At 51.9% G+C, this 19,432-nt stretch carries 15 protein-coding genes; 14 read left to right on the forward strand and 1 reads right to left on the reverse strand.

Going from position 1 to position 19,432, the window contains the following annotated elements:
• Window positions 1-187 precede the first annotated feature (187 nt).
• The 14 genes from TPANIC_RS01430 to TPANIC_RS01495 all read left to right on the forward strand — a co-directional run bounded on the left by TPANIC_RS01430 (window position 188) and on the right by TPANIC_RS01495 (window position 17,487).
• Window positions 188-1,762 (forward strand): spiro-SPASM protein, encoded by a 1,575-nt coding sequence (locus tag TPANIC_RS01430; protein WP_310794698.1) that lies wholly within the window; start codon window positions 188-190, stop codon window positions 1,760-1,762.
• On the forward strand, window positions 1,734-2,690 hold the full coding sequence (locus tag TPANIC_RS01435) for a hypothetical protein (protein ID WP_014342785.1): 957 nt from the start codon (window positions 1,734-1,736) through the stop codon (window positions 2,688-2,690). Before TPANIC_RS01430 ends, TPANIC_RS01435 begins: the two co-directional genes overlap by 29 nt.
• Complete coding sequence (locus tag TPANIC_RS01440; RefSeq protein WP_014342786.1) at window positions 2,690-5,263, forward strand: cytidylyltransferase domain-containing protein; 2,574 nt, start codon at window positions 2,690-2,692, stop codon at window positions 5,261-5,263. Before TPANIC_RS01435 ends, TPANIC_RS01440 begins: the two co-directional genes overlap by 1 nt.
• Window positions 5,264-5,317: 54 nt before the next feature.
• Window positions 5,318-6,151 carry an HAD family hydrolase gene (locus TPANIC_RS01445; protein WP_010881739.1) on the forward strand — a complete coding sequence of 278 codons (834 nt, stop codon included), beginning with the start codon at window positions 5,318-5,320 and terminating at the stop codon, window positions 6,149-6,151.
• 36 nt (window positions 6,152-6,187) lie between these two features.
• Window positions 6,188-7,069, forward strand: coding sequence for an alpha-hydroxy-acid oxidizing protein (locus tag TPANIC_RS01450; RefSeq protein WP_010881740.1), 882 nt, complete (start codon window positions 6,188-6,190; stop codon window positions 7,067-7,069).
• Window positions 7,060-8,313: an OmpA family protein gene (locus tag TPANIC_RS01455; RefSeq protein ID WP_010881741.1), complete on the forward strand. Its 1,254-nt coding sequence runs from the start codon at window positions 7,060-7,062 to the stop codon at window positions 8,311-8,313. Before TPANIC_RS01450 ends, TPANIC_RS01455 begins: the two co-directional genes overlap by 10 nt.
• A gap of 165 nt (window positions 8,314-8,478) precedes the next feature.
• Window positions 8,479-9,744, forward strand: a complete 1,266-nt coding sequence (locus tag TPANIC_RS01460) for a ribose-phosphate pyrophosphokinase (RefSeq protein WP_010881743.1) — start codon at window positions 8,479-8,481, stop codon at window positions 9,742-9,744.
• An 18-nt stretch (window positions 9,745-9,762) separates the two neighbouring features.
• Window positions 9,763-11,007: an FGGY-family carbohydrate kinase gene (locus TPANIC_RS01465; RefSeq protein ID WP_010881744.1), complete on the forward strand. Its 1,245-nt coding sequence runs from the start codon at window positions 9,763-9,765 to the stop codon at window positions 11,005-11,007.
• 85 nt (window positions 11,008-11,092) lie between these two features.
• Window positions 11,093-11,728, forward strand: a complete 636-nt coding sequence (locus tag TPANIC_RS01470; protein WP_010881745.1) for a dephospho-CoA kinase — start codon at window positions 11,093-11,095, stop codon at window positions 11,726-11,728.
• Window positions 11,692-12,504: an SPOR domain-containing protein gene (locus TPANIC_RS01475; RefSeq protein ID WP_010881746.1), complete on the forward strand. Its 813-nt coding sequence runs from the start codon at window positions 11,692-11,694 to the stop codon at window positions 12,502-12,504. Before TPANIC_RS01470 ends, TPANIC_RS01475 begins: the two co-directional genes overlap by 37 nt.
• Window positions 12,505-12,636: 132 nt before the next feature.
• Window positions 12,637-13,668 carry a BMP family ABC transporter substrate-binding protein gene (locus TPANIC_RS01480; RefSeq protein WP_010881747.1) on the forward strand — a complete coding sequence of 344 codons (1,032 nt, stop codon included), beginning with the start codon at window positions 12,637-12,639 and terminating at the stop codon, window positions 13,666-13,668.
• Window positions 13,665-15,425 carry an ATP-binding cassette domain-containing protein gene (locus TPANIC_RS01485; RefSeq protein ID WP_014342787.1) on the forward strand — a complete coding sequence of 587 codons (1,761 nt, stop codon included), beginning with the start codon at window positions 13,665-13,667 and terminating at the stop codon, window positions 15,423-15,425. The genes TPANIC_RS01480 and TPANIC_RS01485 overlap by 4 nt, the downstream gene beginning before the upstream one ends.
• Window positions 15,422-16,555 (forward strand): ABC transporter permease, encoded by a 1,134-nt coding sequence (locus TPANIC_RS01490; protein ID WP_010881750.1) that lies wholly within the window; start codon window positions 15,422-15,424, stop codon window positions 16,553-16,555. Before TPANIC_RS01485 ends, TPANIC_RS01490 begins: the two co-directional genes overlap by 4 nt.
• Window positions 16,546-17,487 (forward strand): ABC transporter permease, encoded by a 942-nt coding sequence (locus TPANIC_RS01495; protein WP_010881751.1) that lies wholly within the window; start codon window positions 16,546-16,548, stop codon window positions 17,485-17,487. Before TPANIC_RS01490 ends, TPANIC_RS01495 begins: the two co-directional genes overlap by 10 nt.
• On the opposite strand, the gene mutL is transcribed toward TPANIC_RS01495, so the two are convergent.
• Window positions 17,474-19,420 (reverse strand): DNA mismatch repair endonuclease MutL, encoded by a 1,947-nt coding sequence (gene mutL, locus TPANIC_RS01500; protein WP_010881752.1) that lies wholly within the window; start codon window positions 19,418-19,420, stop codon window positions 17,474-17,476. The genes TPANIC_RS01495 and mutL overlap by 14 nt on opposite strands.
• Window positions 19,421-19,432 lie beyond the last annotated feature (12 nt).

A 19,432-nucleotide genomic window follows, 5' to 3' on the forward strand; every position in this document is an offset into this window, starting at 1 on the left:
TGATTCTTTTTCTCACTCGGTTGAGTGATCTTCGGGGCTGTGCTTTTAAAGTTCAGAAAAGTTTTGAGCAAGGTTCTCCTGCATGCGTGCCGATAAAGGGGCGGTGGGAACGGTTGCTGTGGTCTGTGCCTTTGATCTGAGCGATTATGCCTTTGTGCCCTTGTGTGGCACGCGTGAGCAGTCGTGTATGAAAGCAGTGCCGGGGTTCGTGCCGTGCGTGGAGGTGAGGGGCTGTGAGAGTACAGCCGGGGTGGGGCGGCGTTGCGCTTTCGAGCGTGCTGTTACAGCTGCTTACGCGTTGCCTGGTTGCCATCAGGTGTGTGTGTACGCGGATGCGGCGAGCGCCGCGAAGGTTGCGCGTTTTATGCAGTGCGCTACGCCTATTTTTCCGTCGCTGCGCGTGAACGTTCTGGATGACATGCGAGTGAGCGCCTTCTTCGCGCATGTTGCACGCGTATGTGCGGAATACGCGCAATTGGGTGAAGAACCTGAGGCTGTCTTTGTTCTGCGCGCAGACGCGCCCTTTATTGATAGTGTGGCGAGCGCCCAGTTATACGCGCAGCATCGCGAATATCTTGCAGAGTATAGTTTTGCAGATGGCTACCCGGAGGGGTTATTTGCTGCAGTTGTTGCGCCAGGACTTTTCCCCATCCTTGCTACTTTGACTCAGGATGCACATATTTGTTTTGACACTTCGTTCATTTTTGAGAGCATTAAAACAGACATTAATTCTTTTGATCTAGAAACTATGATTGCGCCGGTTGATGTGCGGCATCTGCGTCTGGAATTTTATACGAGTTCTAAGGCGCAGTTCTTGCAGTGTGCTGCATTTACCGATATCACTGCAGAAAATTACGCACAGCTTATCAGCGCACGTGAGCATGCGTTGCGCACAGTTCCTGCGTACTATGCGCTTGAGTTGACGCGTGCGTATCCGCTTTCTTCGTTGTATCGGCCAGTATCTTTTCCTGCGCAGGTGGAGAATGCTTCACTGATGCCAAAAGAGGAAGCGTGTGCGTTGATCCGGCGCATTGCAGACTTTTCAGAACGTGCGGTCATTTCGCTTTCGGTATTTGGGGATCCGGTGTTGTATCCTGCACTGTGTGACGTCGTACGTGAGATTCTCAAGTATCCGGGTTTGTCGGTGCTCATTGAGACAAGTGGGTTGGGGTGGCAGGAGTCTGTAGTGCGTGATTTGTGCGAATGTGCGCGCAACAGTGCGCGCACTCCTTTTGCCATTGGCTGGATTGTGTTTTTAGATGCGGTGAGTTCAGGCATGTACAGTCAGGTACACCGTGTGTCGCTGTCAGAAGCGGAATTTTTTCTAAAAGAAGCGACGGAATTTGCAATGCAGGTACATGCGCAATGTCCGGGCGTGCTGTGGCCACAGATTTTCCGTATGAATGAAAACGAAAAAGAGCTCGAGCCCTTTTACCGCACGTGGAAGGAGCGTGTGGGGCAGGTGATTGTTCAAAAGTATGATCATGTGTGCGGATTGCTTCCCGATCGGCGGGTTGCAGATCTATCTCCTTTGGAGAGGTATCCGTGTTGGCATCTAAAACGAGATATGATTATTTTCACTGATGGTCGAGTTCCGCTGTGCAAAGAAGATGTGCACTGTCGCCACGCGCTGGGCAATGCTTTCCAGCAGGATCTTGCACAGATTTGGCGGCGGGGACAGGATGTGTATCTTCAGCACGTTCGTGCAGTACATGAAGGATTATGTGGGCAGTGTGATGAGTACTATACCTATAATTTTTAACGAGAAAAATGTTGCACACACGGTGGTGGGTGGTCAACTCTGTCCGGTGGCGTCTGCTTTTTTAGGTGCAGTAGTACTCAATCGGGGAGTGCGGTGGAATCGGGCAGAGTTTTTTGCGCAACTGACTACCCTTGGCATCGCGCCCATTGTATCGGTGGAGCGGAGTGCAGCAGCTCCAGATGTTACCGGTCTTGCTGAGCGTTTCCCCTTCGTTAAGTTTATCACACCGCTTGAGTGTATTTCGGTTGGAGAAATGATCAATTTAGGTGTTGCAGAACTTGATGTCATGTATGTTTTAGTTCTGTGGAGCGACATGCGCATAGATCCGCAGGGTATGAGCCAGCACATACAGGATATCTTGCGCACGAATACGCACATGTGTATTGCGCCGCAATTGTGTTCTTCCCACAGTACTGTACTCCCAACGCAAATTGTCCCTGCCTTGCGAAAAAGTGACTTCTTTACACAGCCTACGGAATGTACGACTAACCATACGCCTACGATATACCCGTATGATTTTGTTGGAATATACCATCGGGACCGGTTTATCCAATGCGGAGGTTTTGATTTTACCATCGCGAATGCATATTGGCAAAATCTTGATTTTGGATTGCGTTCTTATTTGTGGGGGGAGTGCATAGAGGTTAATACGCAAATAAGACTGTTTTATGAGGCTCTTCCCCCGCAAGAGGATGCAAGTGCAGATGGTTCGTACCGCATCTTTTATCTGAAAAACCTTGCGCCACTCCTAGAGAAGGATAGGGCCTTTATTTCGGGCACGCAGTTTTTTTCATTTTTTAGAAATTCTGGTCTGCATCTAATAGAGGCGTACCGTCTCTTTCGGGACGCTCAGAAATGGGTGGCGGTGAATAGATACCGTTTTAAAAAAACTGCCGCGCGTTTAGTAAGTGAGTGGGAACCACGTTAATGGAGCAGGATCGTTCCGGTGTTGCAGTTATTGTGCAAGCACGCGTTGATTCTACGCGGTTACCAGGAAAGGCGCTGTTGCCCCTTATGGGGGAGCCGCTGATACATTACGTGTTGCAGGCAACGCGGGTCATCCCTGCAGAAACGTATATTCTTGCGTGTGATGAACATTCTAAAAAAGATTTTGAACCCGTTGCGCGCGCGCATGGGTTCTACTGTATTTCAGGATCGGCAGAAGATGTGCTCCACCGCTTTTGTATCGCAGTTAAGGCTTTTGAGCATTCGTTCCCAATTCGAACCGTCGTGCGGGTTACCGGAGATAACCCTTTTTTGTTTCACGAAGCAGCTGCTGCAGCGCTCCTGCGTTATGCGGAACTGGACGAGCCAGATTATTTTACCTTCACTGGTCTTCCCTACGGCAGCGGAGTGGAAATATTAAAGGCGCGCTCGTTGCTTTTAGCAGATCGTCTTCCTTTGGAGGCGTACGACCGTGAGCATGTAGGACCTGCCTTACATCGCCGCCCGGGTATTTTCGTGTGTGTGCGTGAACCTGCCGCTGCCGCATGGTATCACCCTGATGTGCGAGTAACGGTGGACACGCAGGAAGACTTTCAGCGAGCGCAGCATATGATGGAGTACGTGTGCACGTTGCAGTGTCCGTTTCCGCTCTCTTCCGATGTTATTTTAGATGCGTATGCGTACGCGCGGCAGGTGGTGGTATTTGTACCCTCAGTGAAAATAGGACAGGGAGCGGGGCATTTATATCGGGCGGCGTATTTAGTCTTGCGACTGCAAGGACGTGTGCGCTGTTGCTTGTATGTGCCCGATCGTAGTTTGCTGTGCAAACTGTCTACTCCCTTTCCTGAGGAACTGATAGTGGACACGGTTCCTGCGGATGCATCACTGATAGTGGTCGACAACTTCCGTACTTCTACGTGCGAGATTGAATTACTTCAGCGTACTGCACCAGTGCTTGCTCTGGATGAGGGGGGATCTGGACGTCTGAATGCGGATTACTTGATAGATGTATTTCCCGTCTTGCAAAGTCCGGGTCGAAGGTCGCTGGCCGCTCTTACGAATGTACGTGATAGTGCGTTTATCCCACTTCCAGAGACGAGAAAGGAGCAGGATCTGCCTGTGGCAAACGGCAGATTTTTTCCTATACCTGGCGTCACCACCGTATTGGTGGTGTATGGGGCAGAAGATACACACGGCCGCGCGCGTTCGTGTGCTGAGCGGATAGCTGCATTAGGTTTTGACACCTCAGTGGTAGTTCCTGGTGAAGCGTCTGAACGGACGGACGGTAAGGTGCACATATACCCTTCTTTGCCTCATTTGAAAGAGCATCTCCACCGCTGGGACGTGGTAGTTACCCATTTTGGTTTTACCGCATTTGAGGCTGCAGCTGCAGGGGCGGCGGTGTTGCTTGTTTCACCAACGCCCTATCATTTTTTACTCTCGAGTGCAGTGGGTTTTTCTGTTATTCGATCTGCTGATCCTGCTGCGCATGAGTTGTGGTCTCAGATGCAGCAGGGAATTATTATACCCGATGTTGTGACGCGACATTCGCAGTGTCGTGATCTGGCAGATGAAATCATGCGCGTTGCGCGGGGGAAAAAACACTGCTGTCCTTTTTGTGGAGAAATGGTAGCGGTGGATGTTGTCGGTCGTGCATTACATAAAACCTTTCAGCGCTGTAATGAATGCGATATGATTTTTCTCTCCTTTGTAATTTCAGATCCAGTTCGATACTCCGAGTCATATTTTTTTGAAGAATACAAGGCACAGTATGGCAAGACTTACCTTGAGGACTTTGACCAAATTCGAATGCATGGTGCGCGCAGGATGGAGGAGATCGAACGCTTATATGCAGAAGTTTTTTGTGCAGATGAAGGTAATTCGTTTGCAGTTGATAAAAAGGTTTTAGATGTTGGCTGTGCATATGGCGCTTTCTTGTCTGCGGCAAAGGCTGCGGGGTGGAATGCTGTTGGGGTTGATGTCTGTGAATTTGCGGTGCGTCATGTGCGAGACACACTCTGCATTCCTGCTTGTGTTGCAACGTTTCCATTACTTCCTGAGTGTTTTGACTTTGTGATTCGGCACAGCTTTGCCACGAATCGTCCCCAACAAGTATCTGTTTACATTCGAGAGTGTACGTTCTCCGCCGTTACCCTGTGGTTTGTGATAGAGCATTTTCAGGACCTGGAGGCGGTACTCAGGAAGGTGGCAGATCTTTTAGTGCCTGGAGGTATTCTTGCCTTTTCTACCCCTAATTTTGCAGGTGTCACTGGTATGCGTTTTCCGCATCTTTTTTTTGCGCAGAGTCCTTGCGATCATTTTACAATATGGGATGCGCGCACGGTAAAAAAGCAGCTCTTGCGCTACGGTTTTACGGTAAAGAAAATAGTGGTGACTGGTCATCATCCCGAGCGATTTTATCCTCACAAGCATTTAAAATCTGGTGGGTTGAAATGGAAGATGCTGATGGCATTGAGCAAATGGTTCCAATTAGGAGACACTATGGAGGTGTACGCGATAAAGCAAGGAGACGCGCATGGATCTGCGAGTAAGTGAAGTTGCCGTGTTGTTTTTTGGGTGTGCACTTGTTCAAGTTCAGAGGTGATGTTGATGTCAGGCGCACAGGTTAGGTTGGTGGTTACCGATATGGACGGTACTTTTTTGGATAGCGAAAATAACATTCCACCTGAGAATAAGCAGGCGGTAAAGTGTCTGCACGAGAAGAATATCCCTTTTGTTATTGCAACTGGTAGGATGCTGCCTATGGTGCAGGAGTATGTGCGGCAGTTGCAGTTGGTTGGACCGGTTGTTGGGTATAACGGGGGAATGATCCGTGAAATTAAGACGGGCAAAACTATTTTTCAAAAATGTTTTGCTGCTGAAGCATTTGCTCGTGTTTTGGAATACGGCATGGCGCATCGCCTAGATTACCTAGTTTATACGTCTGACAGTGTATATGCACCGGACTACAGTGTCCGTATACGGGCGTTCCATGAATACAATCGTTTGGCCCGTCGTGGGGGGAGCGCGCTTATCCCTATCTTTCCCATAGAAGCACTATCAGGCGATCGGCAGCGACAGGTTATGAAAATCCTTGTGCAAAATTTTTCTCCCTCAGATCTTGAAACAGCAGCTGAGTTTATTGGCAGTTTGCATGGAGTGCACTGTGAACACTCCATGCCGCACCTGATTGATGTAATGCCCGAGGGAGTGGATAAAGGGAATGCCCTGCATATATTGTGCCAGTACTACGGCATTTCTTTGGAACAAGTATGCGTGTTTGGTGATCAGAGGAATGATATCGTCATGTTCAAAGCAGCGGGCGTTTCCTTTTGTATGCGTAATGGTCATGAGGAAGCAAAAAAACACGCAACGTATATTGCCGAATCTAATGATGATGCAGGTTTTGCACAGGCTTTGAAGCGCTATGGGGTGGTAGAGTAAAGAGGGCAGTGCTTTTTTAGGGAAAAGGAAGATCGCATGGTGCGTTCTGCGCGTTCAGAGTACAAGTGTCGCCTGTGTGCCCGTTGTGATGGATACGGGTGTCGTGGTCAGTTACCAGGGATGGGGGGTGTTTTTAACAGTGCGAATTTTATCGCGAACTGCCTTGCATGGAAAAAATATGTTCCGCAAAGGCATGAACTACCGGTCGTGCGTCTTGCGCCTATGACGGGTGCAGTTGAAAACGTCGGATATCCTGACGAGGTCTCGTTTTATTATCGGCTCATCGAAGCGGTGTCCGGAACGGGTGTCCTGTTGAGTGTGGGAGATGGTTGTCCGGACATCAAACTGCAGTCGGGTATTGCTGCGTTGCGTTCCTTCAAAAAGAAGGCTGCAGTGTTTATCAAACCGTATGTGAACAAAAAAATTTTTGAACGTATCGAGTGGGGTCGGGACGTTGCGGAGTTTGTGGGTGTGGATATCGATGCGTACCATATTGTGACCATGAGAGATAAAGTGCAGTTAGAGAAAAAGACTCCTACGCACCTTCGTGCAGTCAGACGTTTTGCAAAACTTCCTATCGTGGTGAAAGGAATTTTTGCGCCGCGCGATGTCGAATTAGTCAGAGAGTTGAAACCGGATGTCGCTATCGTATCAAATCATGGAGGCAGGGTTGAAACTGCGCGCGGAAGCACAGCGGACTTTCTTTTTGAATACGGTGGAGAGTTAGCGCGCTGTGCCGGTGAAGTGTGGGTAGACGGTGGTATTCGCAGTTATGCGCATTTGTGCGCAGCACGGGAGTTGGGTGCGCAGCAGGTGCTGATAGGGCGTCCTTTTATCACAGCTCTTCTCAAAGGAGGAAAGGGTGGGGTGCAACTTCTCGTGCGGAATATGACGGATAGGTCCGTTCGGTGTGTATGATGGGAAGTGTGTTTTCTAGGAAGGGAATGCTGTGTGTTCTTGCAGTCTGGTGCGCGGCAAGTGCGGCGTACCCTCTGCGCTTGCGCTACAAGTTTCGTAAGGGGGATACGCACCGTATCAACTCGCTGATACGCGAGGATGTGTTTGTGAACGATACGCTTGCTCACACGGCGGAGATTACGAATCGAATCACGGTGCATGTTTCCGAAGTACGTGTTGCACACGGGTCGGCGCCTGATGCGGCGCGGTATGTGTGTCACTTCATGACATCCGAGAAAAGTCCCAATAATACGTTTCGTTGGGGGAGGCACTACGAAAGTATTTTCTGGCGCGACGCATTTGGTGTGTATGATATTGATCGTTCATTCTTCATGCCGGTAGTACGGAATGTGCCGGTGTTTCCTGATTATGATATCGAAGTTGGAGATACCTGGGAGCATGAAGCAGAAGAAGCGCATGATCTGCGTGACGGCTTTGGTATCCAAACGCCCTTCATTGTGCCGTTTACCGTGTCGTATACCTACCGTGGTGAAGTTCAGCGTGGTAGTCGGCGCTATCATCACATTACTGCGGCGTATTCTATGAGTTATGAGTCGCCCAAACGGACACATGGCGTGCAGCGCAATGCAAAAGAAGGAATGTATCCGGTGCGTACTACGGGCGTTTCTAAGCAAAATTTGTATTGGGATAACGAACTTGGGAACATAGCTGAGTACGACGATGAGTTTCGCATTCTCTTATACCTGAGTGGAGGAACGGTTTTGAGATATCAGGGTACTGCGACGGCAAAGAATTTTGCACCTGAGCGCTTTGATCCTGCACGCACGGTGGTGGAACTGCAAGAAACGCTCAAGGACTTGCATATGCCTGATGCGAAGGTGCGTGAAACAGAAGAGGGAGTAACCATCAGTATAGAAAATGTTCAATTTGACGCAGACTCTGCATCCCTTGCACCTTCTGAGTACGAGAAGCTGCGCAAAATAGCAGAACTTTTGCGCGCGTTTCCCGATCGAGAGTTGTTGGTGTCTGGACATGCGGCACGACGGGGGTCTGTGCAGGATCAACAGAGGATTTCTGAAGAGCGTGCTGATGTGGTTGCACGTTACCTGCAGGAATTAGGTGTTGTGGATGCAGCGCATGTATATACGCGCGGTTGTGGTGCGCAGCAGTCTATTGCGCCAAATGATTCAGAGGATGGTCGTAGAAAAAACCGACGGGTAGAAATCACTATCATAAGTAAGTAAAGTGTTGCCCTGTGCGCATGACGCGTGTGCGTTCGCTGTGCCTTGCGTATGCAAGGTGTGTTCGCTTGGGTGTGTTTCGTTGTATTAGCCTGCGCGGATGGGCTCCCTATCGTGCGGTTGAGACGGTGCTTGTCCAGTCCGCGTTGACAAGTGTGGAGAGATTGCATGAGATGTTCAGGGTTTACTGATTTGGCGATCGTCGCCTGTCCTGGTGGCGAGCACTTCGCGGACGAAACTATCAAACATTTGACGCGTGTGTGTGAACGCAAGTTTCACCAGAGAATGGACCGTTTGACGGACCGCTACGGTCTTGACTCGGGGTCGGTGATACGAGATGCGAACTTTTACCGGGACCTTTTTTCCACAGAGTTGTGTGCGCACGATGACGTACGTCGTTTTAATCCACCGCATTTTAAGGTGGATGCACAGTTTATCTGTTTTCTAAATGGTGAGTTAAAAACGCAAATTAATGAATGTATTCGTGGCAAGGACGTTTTTATTTTCCAAGATGTAGAAAATCATCAACCAGTCCTGGTGAATAACGGAAAAAGTAAAAAAATATTCTCCGTGAATGATCACGTGATGATGCTCATTGTGACCATAGATGCAGTTCGGCACGCGGGAGCTGGGCGCGTTACCTTGGTTTTACCCACTTATCCGTATAGCCGTCAGCACAAAAAGTGTGGACGTGAGGGACTGACGGCGGGTTTGCTCGGGAGTGTATATGAGTATCTTGGCGTGAGTCACATTGTCACTCTTGATTTGCATTCACGTGAGATTGAAAATGCCTTTCATCGCACGCGGCTTGAAAACTTACACGCCAGTTATCAGATTATCCGGGAGTTGGCAAAGATTGAAAATCTTTCTGACCCCGATATCCCTTTTGTAGTAGTGGCGCCGGACAGCGGGGCGGTTGAACGGAATAAATTTTATTCTTCTGGTTTAAAAAAGCCACTCGCGATGATTTATAAGGTGCGTGATTATTCGGTGGTCGCGCAAAATGCAAAGCAGAGCAATATTGTAGAAATTAACTTGCTCGGCGATGTGGAGGGGAAGACGGCGTTTATTGCTGACGATATGCTTGGCAGCGGAGGTACGATGCTAAAGGCGATGGAATTTTTGAAAAGTCGCGGAGCAAAGCAGGTGATCGCGGCAGTGAGTTTACCTTTCTTTACGGGAAATGCACTTGAGTTATTTGATGAAGCGTACGAGAAACGGTATTTCTCTCGGATTATTGGCACAAATGCGGTGTTCCACACACAGCTTTCGCACAAGCAGTGGTATACTGAAACCGATGTGTCAGGGTTGTTCGCGCGCGTCATCGCGCGCATTCATCATAATCAATCGTTGAGCAGTCTCTTGGATGATCGCAGTATCATCGAGCGACTCCTACACGCTCGCTTGTCCGTTGCGGGGACACCGCGCGCATAGGGTAGCGTCGCAACGGACATGGGTTCGGGGATCTTTGTCGCGGACATCGGTACGTCTTCCCTAAAAGCGGCGATTATTTCCCAAGATGGAAAGGTGTTACAGTACCAGCGCGTGTTCTTTCCTCAGCCGGTGAAGGCCCAGGATTGGGTGCGTTCATTTTTTACGGTGTTTGAGCGGTTGCGTGCCGTGCATCACGTTATTGCCATTACTATTTCGGGCAATGGACCGAGCGTCGTTGCCGTGCACAAGAAGAGTCATGCCGAGGATCAACTGATTTTGTGGAATCAAGCGGGGGCGTCTGATCCCCGGTGCGGTGTTTCTCTTTTTTTGCCAAAGGTTTTGCTCCTTTTGCAGCGATTGCATTTTTGTGCGCGTGATGTACAGTTTTTTCTTTCTTCTCACGAATACTTGATATATCGACTCACGGGGTGTGCGGTTACGGTATTACCAGAGCGACGTTACATGCCGACGTACTGGACGTCTGAGAGTTTACGCGCGTGTGCGTTACCTGAAACGCTCTTTGCGCCGTTCGTGGCTCCTGGCTCAATTGTTGCCTCCTATCGGGGAATACCGGTAGTCTGCGGCGCGCCGGACTTTGCGGCAGCACTCATTGGAACAAATACGTTACATGCAGGGAGCGGATGCGATCGGGCAGGATCCAGCGAGGGGTTAAATGTATGTGTTCGTCTGCCTCCTGCGATCAGGTCTGCGGATGCAAGGGTCCGCGTGTTACCGTCTTTGAGAGCAGATTTTTGGAATGTCTCGTTTTTAATTGCGGATTCAGGGAGTCGTTTTGCCTCTTATATGCGGCGCACCCATGCTCAAGGGTTTGGGGAACGGATGGGTCAAATTATGGCGTTACCTTTTCAGCTGCATGATGCGTATCCCCCCACCGTGGTGGGAGAAGGGAGACAGCTGGTAGAGGATCTTGCCTTTGAGGTGTGTGCAGGTCTGGAGTATCTGGAGTCTGTGACCCAGTTGCAACCGGTATACACCGTTTCAGGTGGACAGGCAAAGGATAGTCGTTGGTTGCAGCTTAAGGCTGATGTCAGTGGGCGTTGTTTTGTGTTACCAGAAATTCATGACGCAGAACTGACAGGAAACGCGGCGCTCGCGTGTGTTGCCTTGGATTTTGATGCGGATATGCAAACAGCAGCGCAACGGCTGTGTCGTCTCAAGCGTGAGTTTATTCCCAACCGTGCCAGACACGAACAGTATGCACAGAAGCGTCTTTTGCGTGCTGCGCGTGAGGCACAGGGGTAGTCAGCGCAAGATACGCAGGAATATCGGGTGTTCAGCACATTCTGAACACTTGAGGACGGTGCGTGTTTGACGTTACGCTCTCGCTGTGCGCGAGTTTTGTCCACTAATTGGTGTCATCGGTCGAAGTGGTGCGGGGAAGAATGTGGTCTCGCGCCTGCTTGCAGAACGGGGATGTTACTGTATTGACGCGGATGCGCGCACGCGTGAACTTTTGGAATCTTATGGCGACTCTATAGTAGAGCGGTTTCAAGTGGCTGCGGCTGCGCGCGGCCTTTCGTTACGGCGTAAAGATGGCGGCCTGCACTCTGCGCATTTGGGTGTGTTACTGTTCTCTGAGCCTAAACTACTGCAGCAGCACGAAGAGTTTTTGTTACCGAAAGTTACCCGTCTTTTGTGTGAAGACATAGCGCGCGCGCAGGCTGCGCGTCCAAAAGCGATAGTACTGAATGCGCCGACATTGCATAAAACAGAACTGTTACAAGCCTGTAGTTTTGTTTTGTACATATGGGCGCCAAGCATACTGCGCATGTGGCGATGTAAGAAACGGGAACGAGTATCTTTTACTCACCTTTTACGCAGGTTTTCTGCGCAGAAGGGTTTCTATGCTCAAAGCATCGCGCAAAACGCCGATACCTACACGGTGGCCAACTGTGGGCGTGTTGCGTCATTGGCGCGAAAAGTCGATTGCATTCTGACGCGCAGGGGTGTTTTAGGCGAGTAAATATGGAACAGAAGAGAATTTTGTGGATTGTCATCTCCCTGAGTGTGTTTATGCTCATTATTTTTGGCGTCGCGCTTTTGTTGTACTCTCCTACCTATTCTTCTAATTCTGCAGGAGTGACCGACGTGTCCTCTTATGTTGAGCGTGGTGACGTACCTGAGCACCCGTCAGTGGATCCGAGCTTATGGCTAAAAAATCCTGAAAAAATTCCTGAGCTGGGGAAGACTCCTGCGCCAACACAGAGGGCAATTCCTGATCTCACGGTGGTAAAGGATGTCCCTACCGCTCGTGCGAAAAGTCTTGATGTTTCTCCTCCGGCGCGTGCTGAGCGCACAGACGCGGCGCAGGACAGGAAAACTTCTCCTGCCTCTGACACTCGGGAATCTGCAGAGTCAAAGGGTGCGTCAAAGCATGCACGGAGTGACCGAGCGTCTGCCAAGTCGCCTCCCGCTACTCGTACCCGTGCTCCGCTTGTTGCACAGCGGGATGCGCGCGTGCGCGGTGCGTCCACGCAGCCTGCTGCTCCTTCTGTCCTTTTCTGGGTGCAAGCCGCTTCGCTCTCAAGTAAGCTCAACGCCGAGCGTGCTCGGGGTGTGCTTGCAGCTAGACACATGAAGGCAGAAATCTTCACGAAACGCACGGGTGCAGGCTTGCGTCACCGTGTGCGTGTCGGTCCTTTTACTAATCGTACAGAAGCGGTATATTGGATGAAGAGCATCCGTGAGATCGCAGAGTTTAGCGGATGCTACGTTTTTCAAGAACGCGTGAAAAACTAGTCTTTCTCCTTCTCTCTGGGTGGTGCAATGCGTTTGGGGGCAGGGGTGAGGAGTAGTGCTCTGGTCTTTTCAGGCTGTGGGTGCCGGTAGGGTGCACCCTACGCGAGAGAGGGATTTTTGGGGGGAGGTGTTATGAACGGTGCGGTGTGTGTTCTCAGTGCGCTCATTGCAGTGTTTACTTGCTTTTCGTGTAGGCCTGCGGTGCAAGATGAGCGCGCGGTGCGTATTGCCGTTTTTGTCCCAGGTTTTCGTCACGACAGTCCTGTGTATGCAATGTTGTGTGACGGTGTTGAGCGTGCAGTTACGCAGGAACGCGCGACAGGGCGCAGCATTGGGCTTGATATCATCGAAGCGGGGCCGAACCAGGCGCTCTGGCGCGAAAAGTTGGCGCATCTTGCTGCAGAACAGCGCTATCGTTTGATTGTGTCTTCCAACCCTGCACTCCCGCACGTCCTTGAGCCTATTTTGCGTCAATTTCCCCTGCAGCGGTTTTTGGTTCTAGATGCCTACGCGCCGCAGGAGCACTCGCTGATTACCTTTCGCTATAACCAGTGGGAGCAAGCCTACCTTGCAGGACACCTTTCCGCGTTAGTGAGTGCGAGTGCTATGCGCTTTGCAAATGCAGATAAAAAAATCGGTCTTATTGCGGGGCAGTCGTATCCGGTGATGACCCAGACTATTATTCCTGCCTTTCTCGCAGGTGCCCGTGCAGTAGATCCTGCCTTTGAAGTCGATGTGCGCGTGGTGGGGAACTGGTATGACGCTGCAAAAAGTGCAGACCTCGCACGGATTCTCTTTCACGAAGGGGTGGATGTTATGATGCCAATTTGCGGCGGTGCGAATCAGGGAGTACTTGCGGCCGCGCGGGAGCTCGGTTTTTATGTTTCGTGGTTTGACGATAACGGCTATGCGAGGGCACCGGGCTACGTAGTTGGCAGTTCCGTTATGGAACAGGAGCGTCTTGCGTATGAGCAGACGCTGCGCTGCATTCGCGGTGAACTGCCATCTGCAGGAGCCTGGACATTGGGGGTGAAAGACGGGTACGTACGTTTCATTGAAGAGGATCCCTTGTACCTGCAAACGGTACCCGAACCGATTCGTGTGCGGCAGTCTGCGTTGCTCAGGCGTATTCAAAGCGGTGAGCTTACGTTGCCGGTGCGTTGATGATAGCTGAGCGCGGCGTTAGGGCATCTGCGCGCGGTGTGCTCTCGCTTCACCATATTGGGAAAACCTACCCGCGCGTGATGCCGCGTTCAAAGCGCGGGGTCTGGGGTATGTTCGGTCACCCTGGCAGGCGCGCAGTCGACGATGCGCACACAGCGCATGGCCCGTGTTCGGGCGCGCGTGAGACGGACGCCGCTGAGCACAGCGTGCTCAGCGATGTGAATCTTTCCTTTTTTACCGGTGAAATTCACGCGTTGTTGGGAAAAAATGGTGCAGGAAAATCCACGCTTGCGCATATTCTTTCGGGCTTTTGCGTGCCGACGCATGGGCAGCTCCGTCTGGATGGAAAGGAGCAGCGCTTCTCCGTACCCTTCGATGCGCTCCGTGCAGGAATTGGCATAGTGCACCAGCAACCGGTATTTGCAGAACGCGCAACAGTATTTGAAAATGTAGTGATGGGTAGTGCTGCACTCACCGGCGTGCGGTGGGTGCGCCGTGCACAGGTGAGAGAACGCATAGATCGCATTATCGCCCAGTGGCGTATGCCCTTGAAGAAGGAAGAATACGTTGCATGTTTGAGTGCAGACAAGCGGTTTTTTGTATCGTTGCTCTGTGTATTGTTTCGCAATCCGCGTTTCATCATCCTGGATGAGCCGCGGTGTGCTCCGGCGCAATCGCGTGCGGTTTTCTTTTCTCATCTTGAAGAGTTTTTTGTGCGTTCTTCGCACGCGCCCCGGTGTGGTGGCGGAGTGATAGTAGTGACGCACCGATTTGCTGATGCATTGCGATGGGCACAGCGTATTTCTTTGATAGAAGGGGGAAAAGCGTGCAGTTTTCTGCGTACGGATCTTTTAGACGAATACTGTTCTGCGCATCAGGTGAATGAATGTATTCAGAAAGTGTCCTGTGCGCTCATGTCCGCATCAACGGTGACTTCTTCTGCCGTAAGTTCTTTTTCCTCTCTGTCAGATACCCAGTCGTGCGCAACTGTGCCGCGCACATCTTCTGCTCGTCCTTGGGTGTTGCGCGTTGAGTCGCTGCAGGTGAGTAAACACGCAGACGTTCCGCTCACAGATATTTCGTTTTCTGTGGCCGCATCTGCTATCATAGGGATAGTCGGTACGCCAGAAGATGGTGTGCACGTATTGGAAGATATACTGTGTGATATGCACGCTGGGGCGTCGCGTACGCACTGCACCGGGAATATTCTTTTGCAGGAGCACGATCAGGTGTGGTGTCTCCCCCTCCAGCGCAATACGCCCTCGCTGCTGCGGGCACACGGGGTTGCGTGTGTGCCGTCTAATTGCATACAGCGCGGTGCCTCAATGCAGTTAACTCTTTTTGATTTGCTCGTTCCCTACACGTTGCGTACGTGGCGCACGCGTGTGCGCGCCCAGATGCGCTTTGTTGCTCGTCTTCTTGCAGAAGAAGAAATTTACTGCGATCCGTTGCAGCCTGCCTGTACGCTTTCAGGCGGACAGTTGCAGCGCGTTATTTTAGCGCGTGAGCTTGCAACGCGTCCACGTCTTCTCATTTTGGCAGAACCTGCAGAAGGATTGGATAGCGCCAGTGAACAGCGCTTGCTTGCACGTCTGCGCCAGGTAGCACAGGCAGGAACTGCTCTTGTGCTCCTTGCGCGAGAACAGCATCAGGCACAGTGGCGTGCGTTGTGCACAGAACGTTTCTTGCTACGTGCAGGTACGTTGTGTGCTGAAGTGTCAGGCACTCCGTCTCCGTCTCAGGATTCTCATACGTGAAACGGGTGATCAATTCGTGTATCGCAGTGTTGCTCGGTGTTGCAGTTATGAGTGCTGTGATTGTTCTGTGCTCGGAAAATCCATCCGTATCTTTGGCAGCGTTTTTTCTCAAACCTTTTTCTACCCGTGGCTACATACGTGCCCTGTTTCACAAAGCAGGACTGTTTGTCTGTATGGCACTGGGGGCGAGCTGCGCGCTAAAAACAGGAATGATCAATTTAGGTGGTGATGGCCAGATCTATGCTGCAGGTTTTGTCACCGCATTGTTGCTCCGTGAGTACTGGGGTGTGGGCTTTTTGTTGCAATGGAGTGTTGCGCTCCTCTGTGCGCTGTCGGTCGCGGGGATATTAGCCTGTGTTTCTGGGATACTAAAAGCATGGCTGGCAACTAGCGAAATGATTACTTCCTTTTTGTTATCCACCGCATGCGTGCCTCTCATCGATGCGTTGATTATAACGGTTACGCGTGATCCTGCGGGGAACTTGCTGGCAACTGCGCCGGTTCATTCGCATTTTATATTGCAGCAACAGACGTCTTTGTTCGGTGTGCCGGCCGTATTGACCTATGCGTCCTTAGTAGCACTCGCAGTTGGGTGTTTTTTTTCGTACACCCGCGTAGGATATCAGTTTCGCATATGCGGAAAGGCCCCCGAATTTGGGCGTTTTGTAGGGTTTCCCGTATGGGCCACCTATGTGTGGGGAATGGTGCTTTCAGGGGCGCTGTTTGGGCTTACCGGATTTTTTTCTGTAGTTGGGCTGTTTGGCACCTGCTATGTGGGTTTTTCTGTGGGGATGGGTTACGCAGCCTTAGCGCACGCGTTAATTGCCCATGCACACATTACGGTACTCGTACCGCTTGCGTTCTTTTTCGCGTGGATGGAGACAGCCTCTGAAGCTGCAGTACTTGGTGCGCACCTGACGGTAAATGTGGTGCTATTTTTACAGGCGGCGATCTTTTTGCTTATTTCTGCACAATGGTCCGCACCGTGGAATGCAGTGCGGCGAGGCGCACGCCGGGTATATCGATTCCTTGTCACCGTTTTTTGTTTTCGTGGGGAAAAGCACAGAACTCGCAGACGTCATGCGCTTTCTGTACATGATACACATCATAGGCGGTCTCGATGGGAGTGATAGGCACCACAGTGATAGCAATATTACATCGCGCAGCACCGCTTGCATGCGCTGCAGCAGGAGCGCTCGCAACAGAATACGCGGGAGTGTTGGGAATTTTTATGGAAGGGGTGATTACCTTCTCGTCCTTTTGCATAGCGTTTTTCGCACTGGTATGGGGAAGTTATTGGGGTGGACTGGGTATTACCGTGTGTGTGGTGCCGCTGTGTTTATTTTTTGTGGCCGTGGGTACGGAGCGTATGCGGGCAAATCCGTTTTTAACGGGCATAGCAGTGCACTTTTCTGCAATGGGGATGAGCGCATTTGGTGCGTCCAGCATGTTTGCACGCGCTGCAGCTTCTGCGATGCAGATGGACACGGCAGCGCATGGTGTCTCTTTCACTCATGTTTCTCTTGCACATACCCGCGTTTTACCTCACCCCCTGTGGGGGACTGCGGTGGCCTTTGCACTGGTGTGGGTTTTTCACCTGTATCTGTACTCTACAAACGTGGGTATCAATTTTATGCACTCTGGGGAAGGTGCGTTAGCCTTGCAGGTGCGGGGAACTGACGCGGCGCGGTATCGGATGGTGTCGTGGGCGGTAGCAGGCGTGTGTGCGGTGTGTGCGGGGGGACTGTTAGTATTGCGTGTCGGTACGTACACCCCGCAGATGGCTGCAGGCAGAGGATGGACGGCACTTGCAATTGTTTTTCTTGCACGCAAGCGGATGATGTGGTGTGTGCCGGCGGCGATTTTTTTCTCCGGTATTGAACACATGTGTGACGTATTGCAGGGCACTCACGTGGTGCCCACCGGTGTACTGTTTGCGCTGCCGTACATCCTCTCACTGGTGGTGTTTGTGTGCACACGGCGCACCTCCCCGTGCCGACGCGGAGAGCGCAGACGTAGCAGGCTTCTTTTTGCGTATCTGCAGCGCGTTACGTGCGCTTGATCCGTTTGAACAATTCGTCTCGGCCAATGACAATCCAAATGGGCCGTCCGTGGGGACACCTCGATTGTGGTAATGCAAAAGCCTGCTCCACTAACGAGTGGAGCGTTGCGTCATCCAGGATGGTGCCGTCTTTACACGCAGACCGGCAGGCACAGGTAGCGAGGACGTGGCGCAGGATGTCGTGCGCGTTTTTTCCTGAGTAGAGGATATCGTGTGCAAGTTGCTCTTCGCTCCCCCGCCAGTGGAGCGGCACCGCAGTTACGTGCCACGAACCGTCTGGTTCTTCGTGAAATCGAAATCCTGCAGGAGAAAGTTCTGTGCAGGCGCGGTGCATGATGCGCGCCTCTTCATCCGAGCGTGGGTGAATGTGGTAGGGAATAAGAAGTATTTGTGCAGTGCCAAGGTTCCGCTGTAGCGTATCAAAAATAATGCGTTCATGTGCTGCGTGCTGATCGATAAGGTAGAGAGCGTTGTTGCGTTCTACGGCGATGAATGTTCCTGCTACCTGTCCGAGTACTTTGAATGCACCTGTATGGGTATGGTTGTGCACAGGCGCATCTCCTTCGGCAGCGGGGGCTGGGTGAGTGCAATCGCGCGCGTGTTCGCACGAGATGTGAGGAGGTGACGGAGGAAGCAGGTGCGCATGCTGCACGGGTAGAGGGAACAGGGATTCGTACCGGGGTGTGTGCGCGCAGGGAGCGGCGGGTTCTTCTCGTACGCCGGTGCAGGGGGGTGAGGAATGTGTTGGCGCGTTGCCCTGAGTGGCAGGTGCGTGGGCAGGTTCTGCACGTACGTAGTGAGCAATAGTGCACTGACGGTAGAAGTGCGCAACGCTGCGGCTGAGTGTGTGGCGGATGTGAGCATAGTCCTGTAAGTGAACCTCCTTTTTGGCAGGGTGGATATTAAAATCAATACGTTCGCTGTTAACGGTGAGGAAAAGGCAGGCGACCGGAAAGGTGCCATTGGGGAAGTATCCCTCGCTTCCTAACACAAGTGCCTGGACAAGACCGTAATCAAAAATGCGTCGTCCGTTGACGAAGGTAAAAATACCGCGGCGTTCTCTGCGGCAGATGGCGGGTTCTGAAAGTACAAGGTGAAAGTGAAACGAGCAGTCACCTCCTTCTATGGTGTGGAAGAGCGCAGGATCTCCTTTGAGCATTTGCGTTTCAAGACACCGATCCTTCCGGGTTTGCTGACTGAGCAGGGTGAGCTTGTGCGTTCCGTCGACGGTGAAGCGAAACTCCACGGGGTGATGTGCGAGGGAGACGTCGATGAGTGCGCTGCGGCACAGGGTGGTCTCTGCGCTTTGGCGTCCGAGAAAGCGTTTGCGCGCAGGAAAGTTTTCAAAAAGCTGCTCGACGCGTACGACGGTGCCTCGCTCAAGACTTGCAGGCTCTAGCACGCCTGCTTCGGTGCCCTGCGGCACCGGCGGTACGTGCGCTGCAGTGCCTGCAGCCTTTGGCTGGTAGTGCCACGCGAGGGGCCCTGATCGGGTGCTCGTAAGGTGCAGGCGGCTGACTGCGGCGATGGAGGCGAGTGCTTCTCCCCGGAAGCCTAACGTGCGCAGCTGCAATAAGTCGTCTGCAGACGATATTTTGCTCGTGGTGTGTGCTTCAGCGCATAGCAACAAATCCTGGGGGGACATGCCGTGGCCGTTATCGCTCACGCGGATGAGCGCGCAGCCGCCTGCGTTAATTTCCAGATGGATTTTGGTGGCGCCTGCATCGAGTGCGTTCTCGAGCAATTCGCGCACGACGGAGGCGGGCCGCTCGATGACTTCTCCTGCGGCGATTTTTTTAGCGGTGTCAGGGGACAGCCGGTGGATAGGTTTGTAGGACGTTTCATGCATAGAAAAACCCTTGCCAGAGCGTAGACAGCCAGCTCCCGCGTTTTGCCGAAGCGCTGCCCCCGTAGCGCGCTTTGCACACGCCACGGGGGAACCTTC

Source organism: Treponema pallidum subsp. pallidum str. Nichols (assembly GCF_000410535.2).
Taxonomy (GTDB): domain Bacteria; phylum Spirochaetota; class Spirochaetia; order Treponematales; family Treponemataceae; genus Treponema; species Treponema pallidum.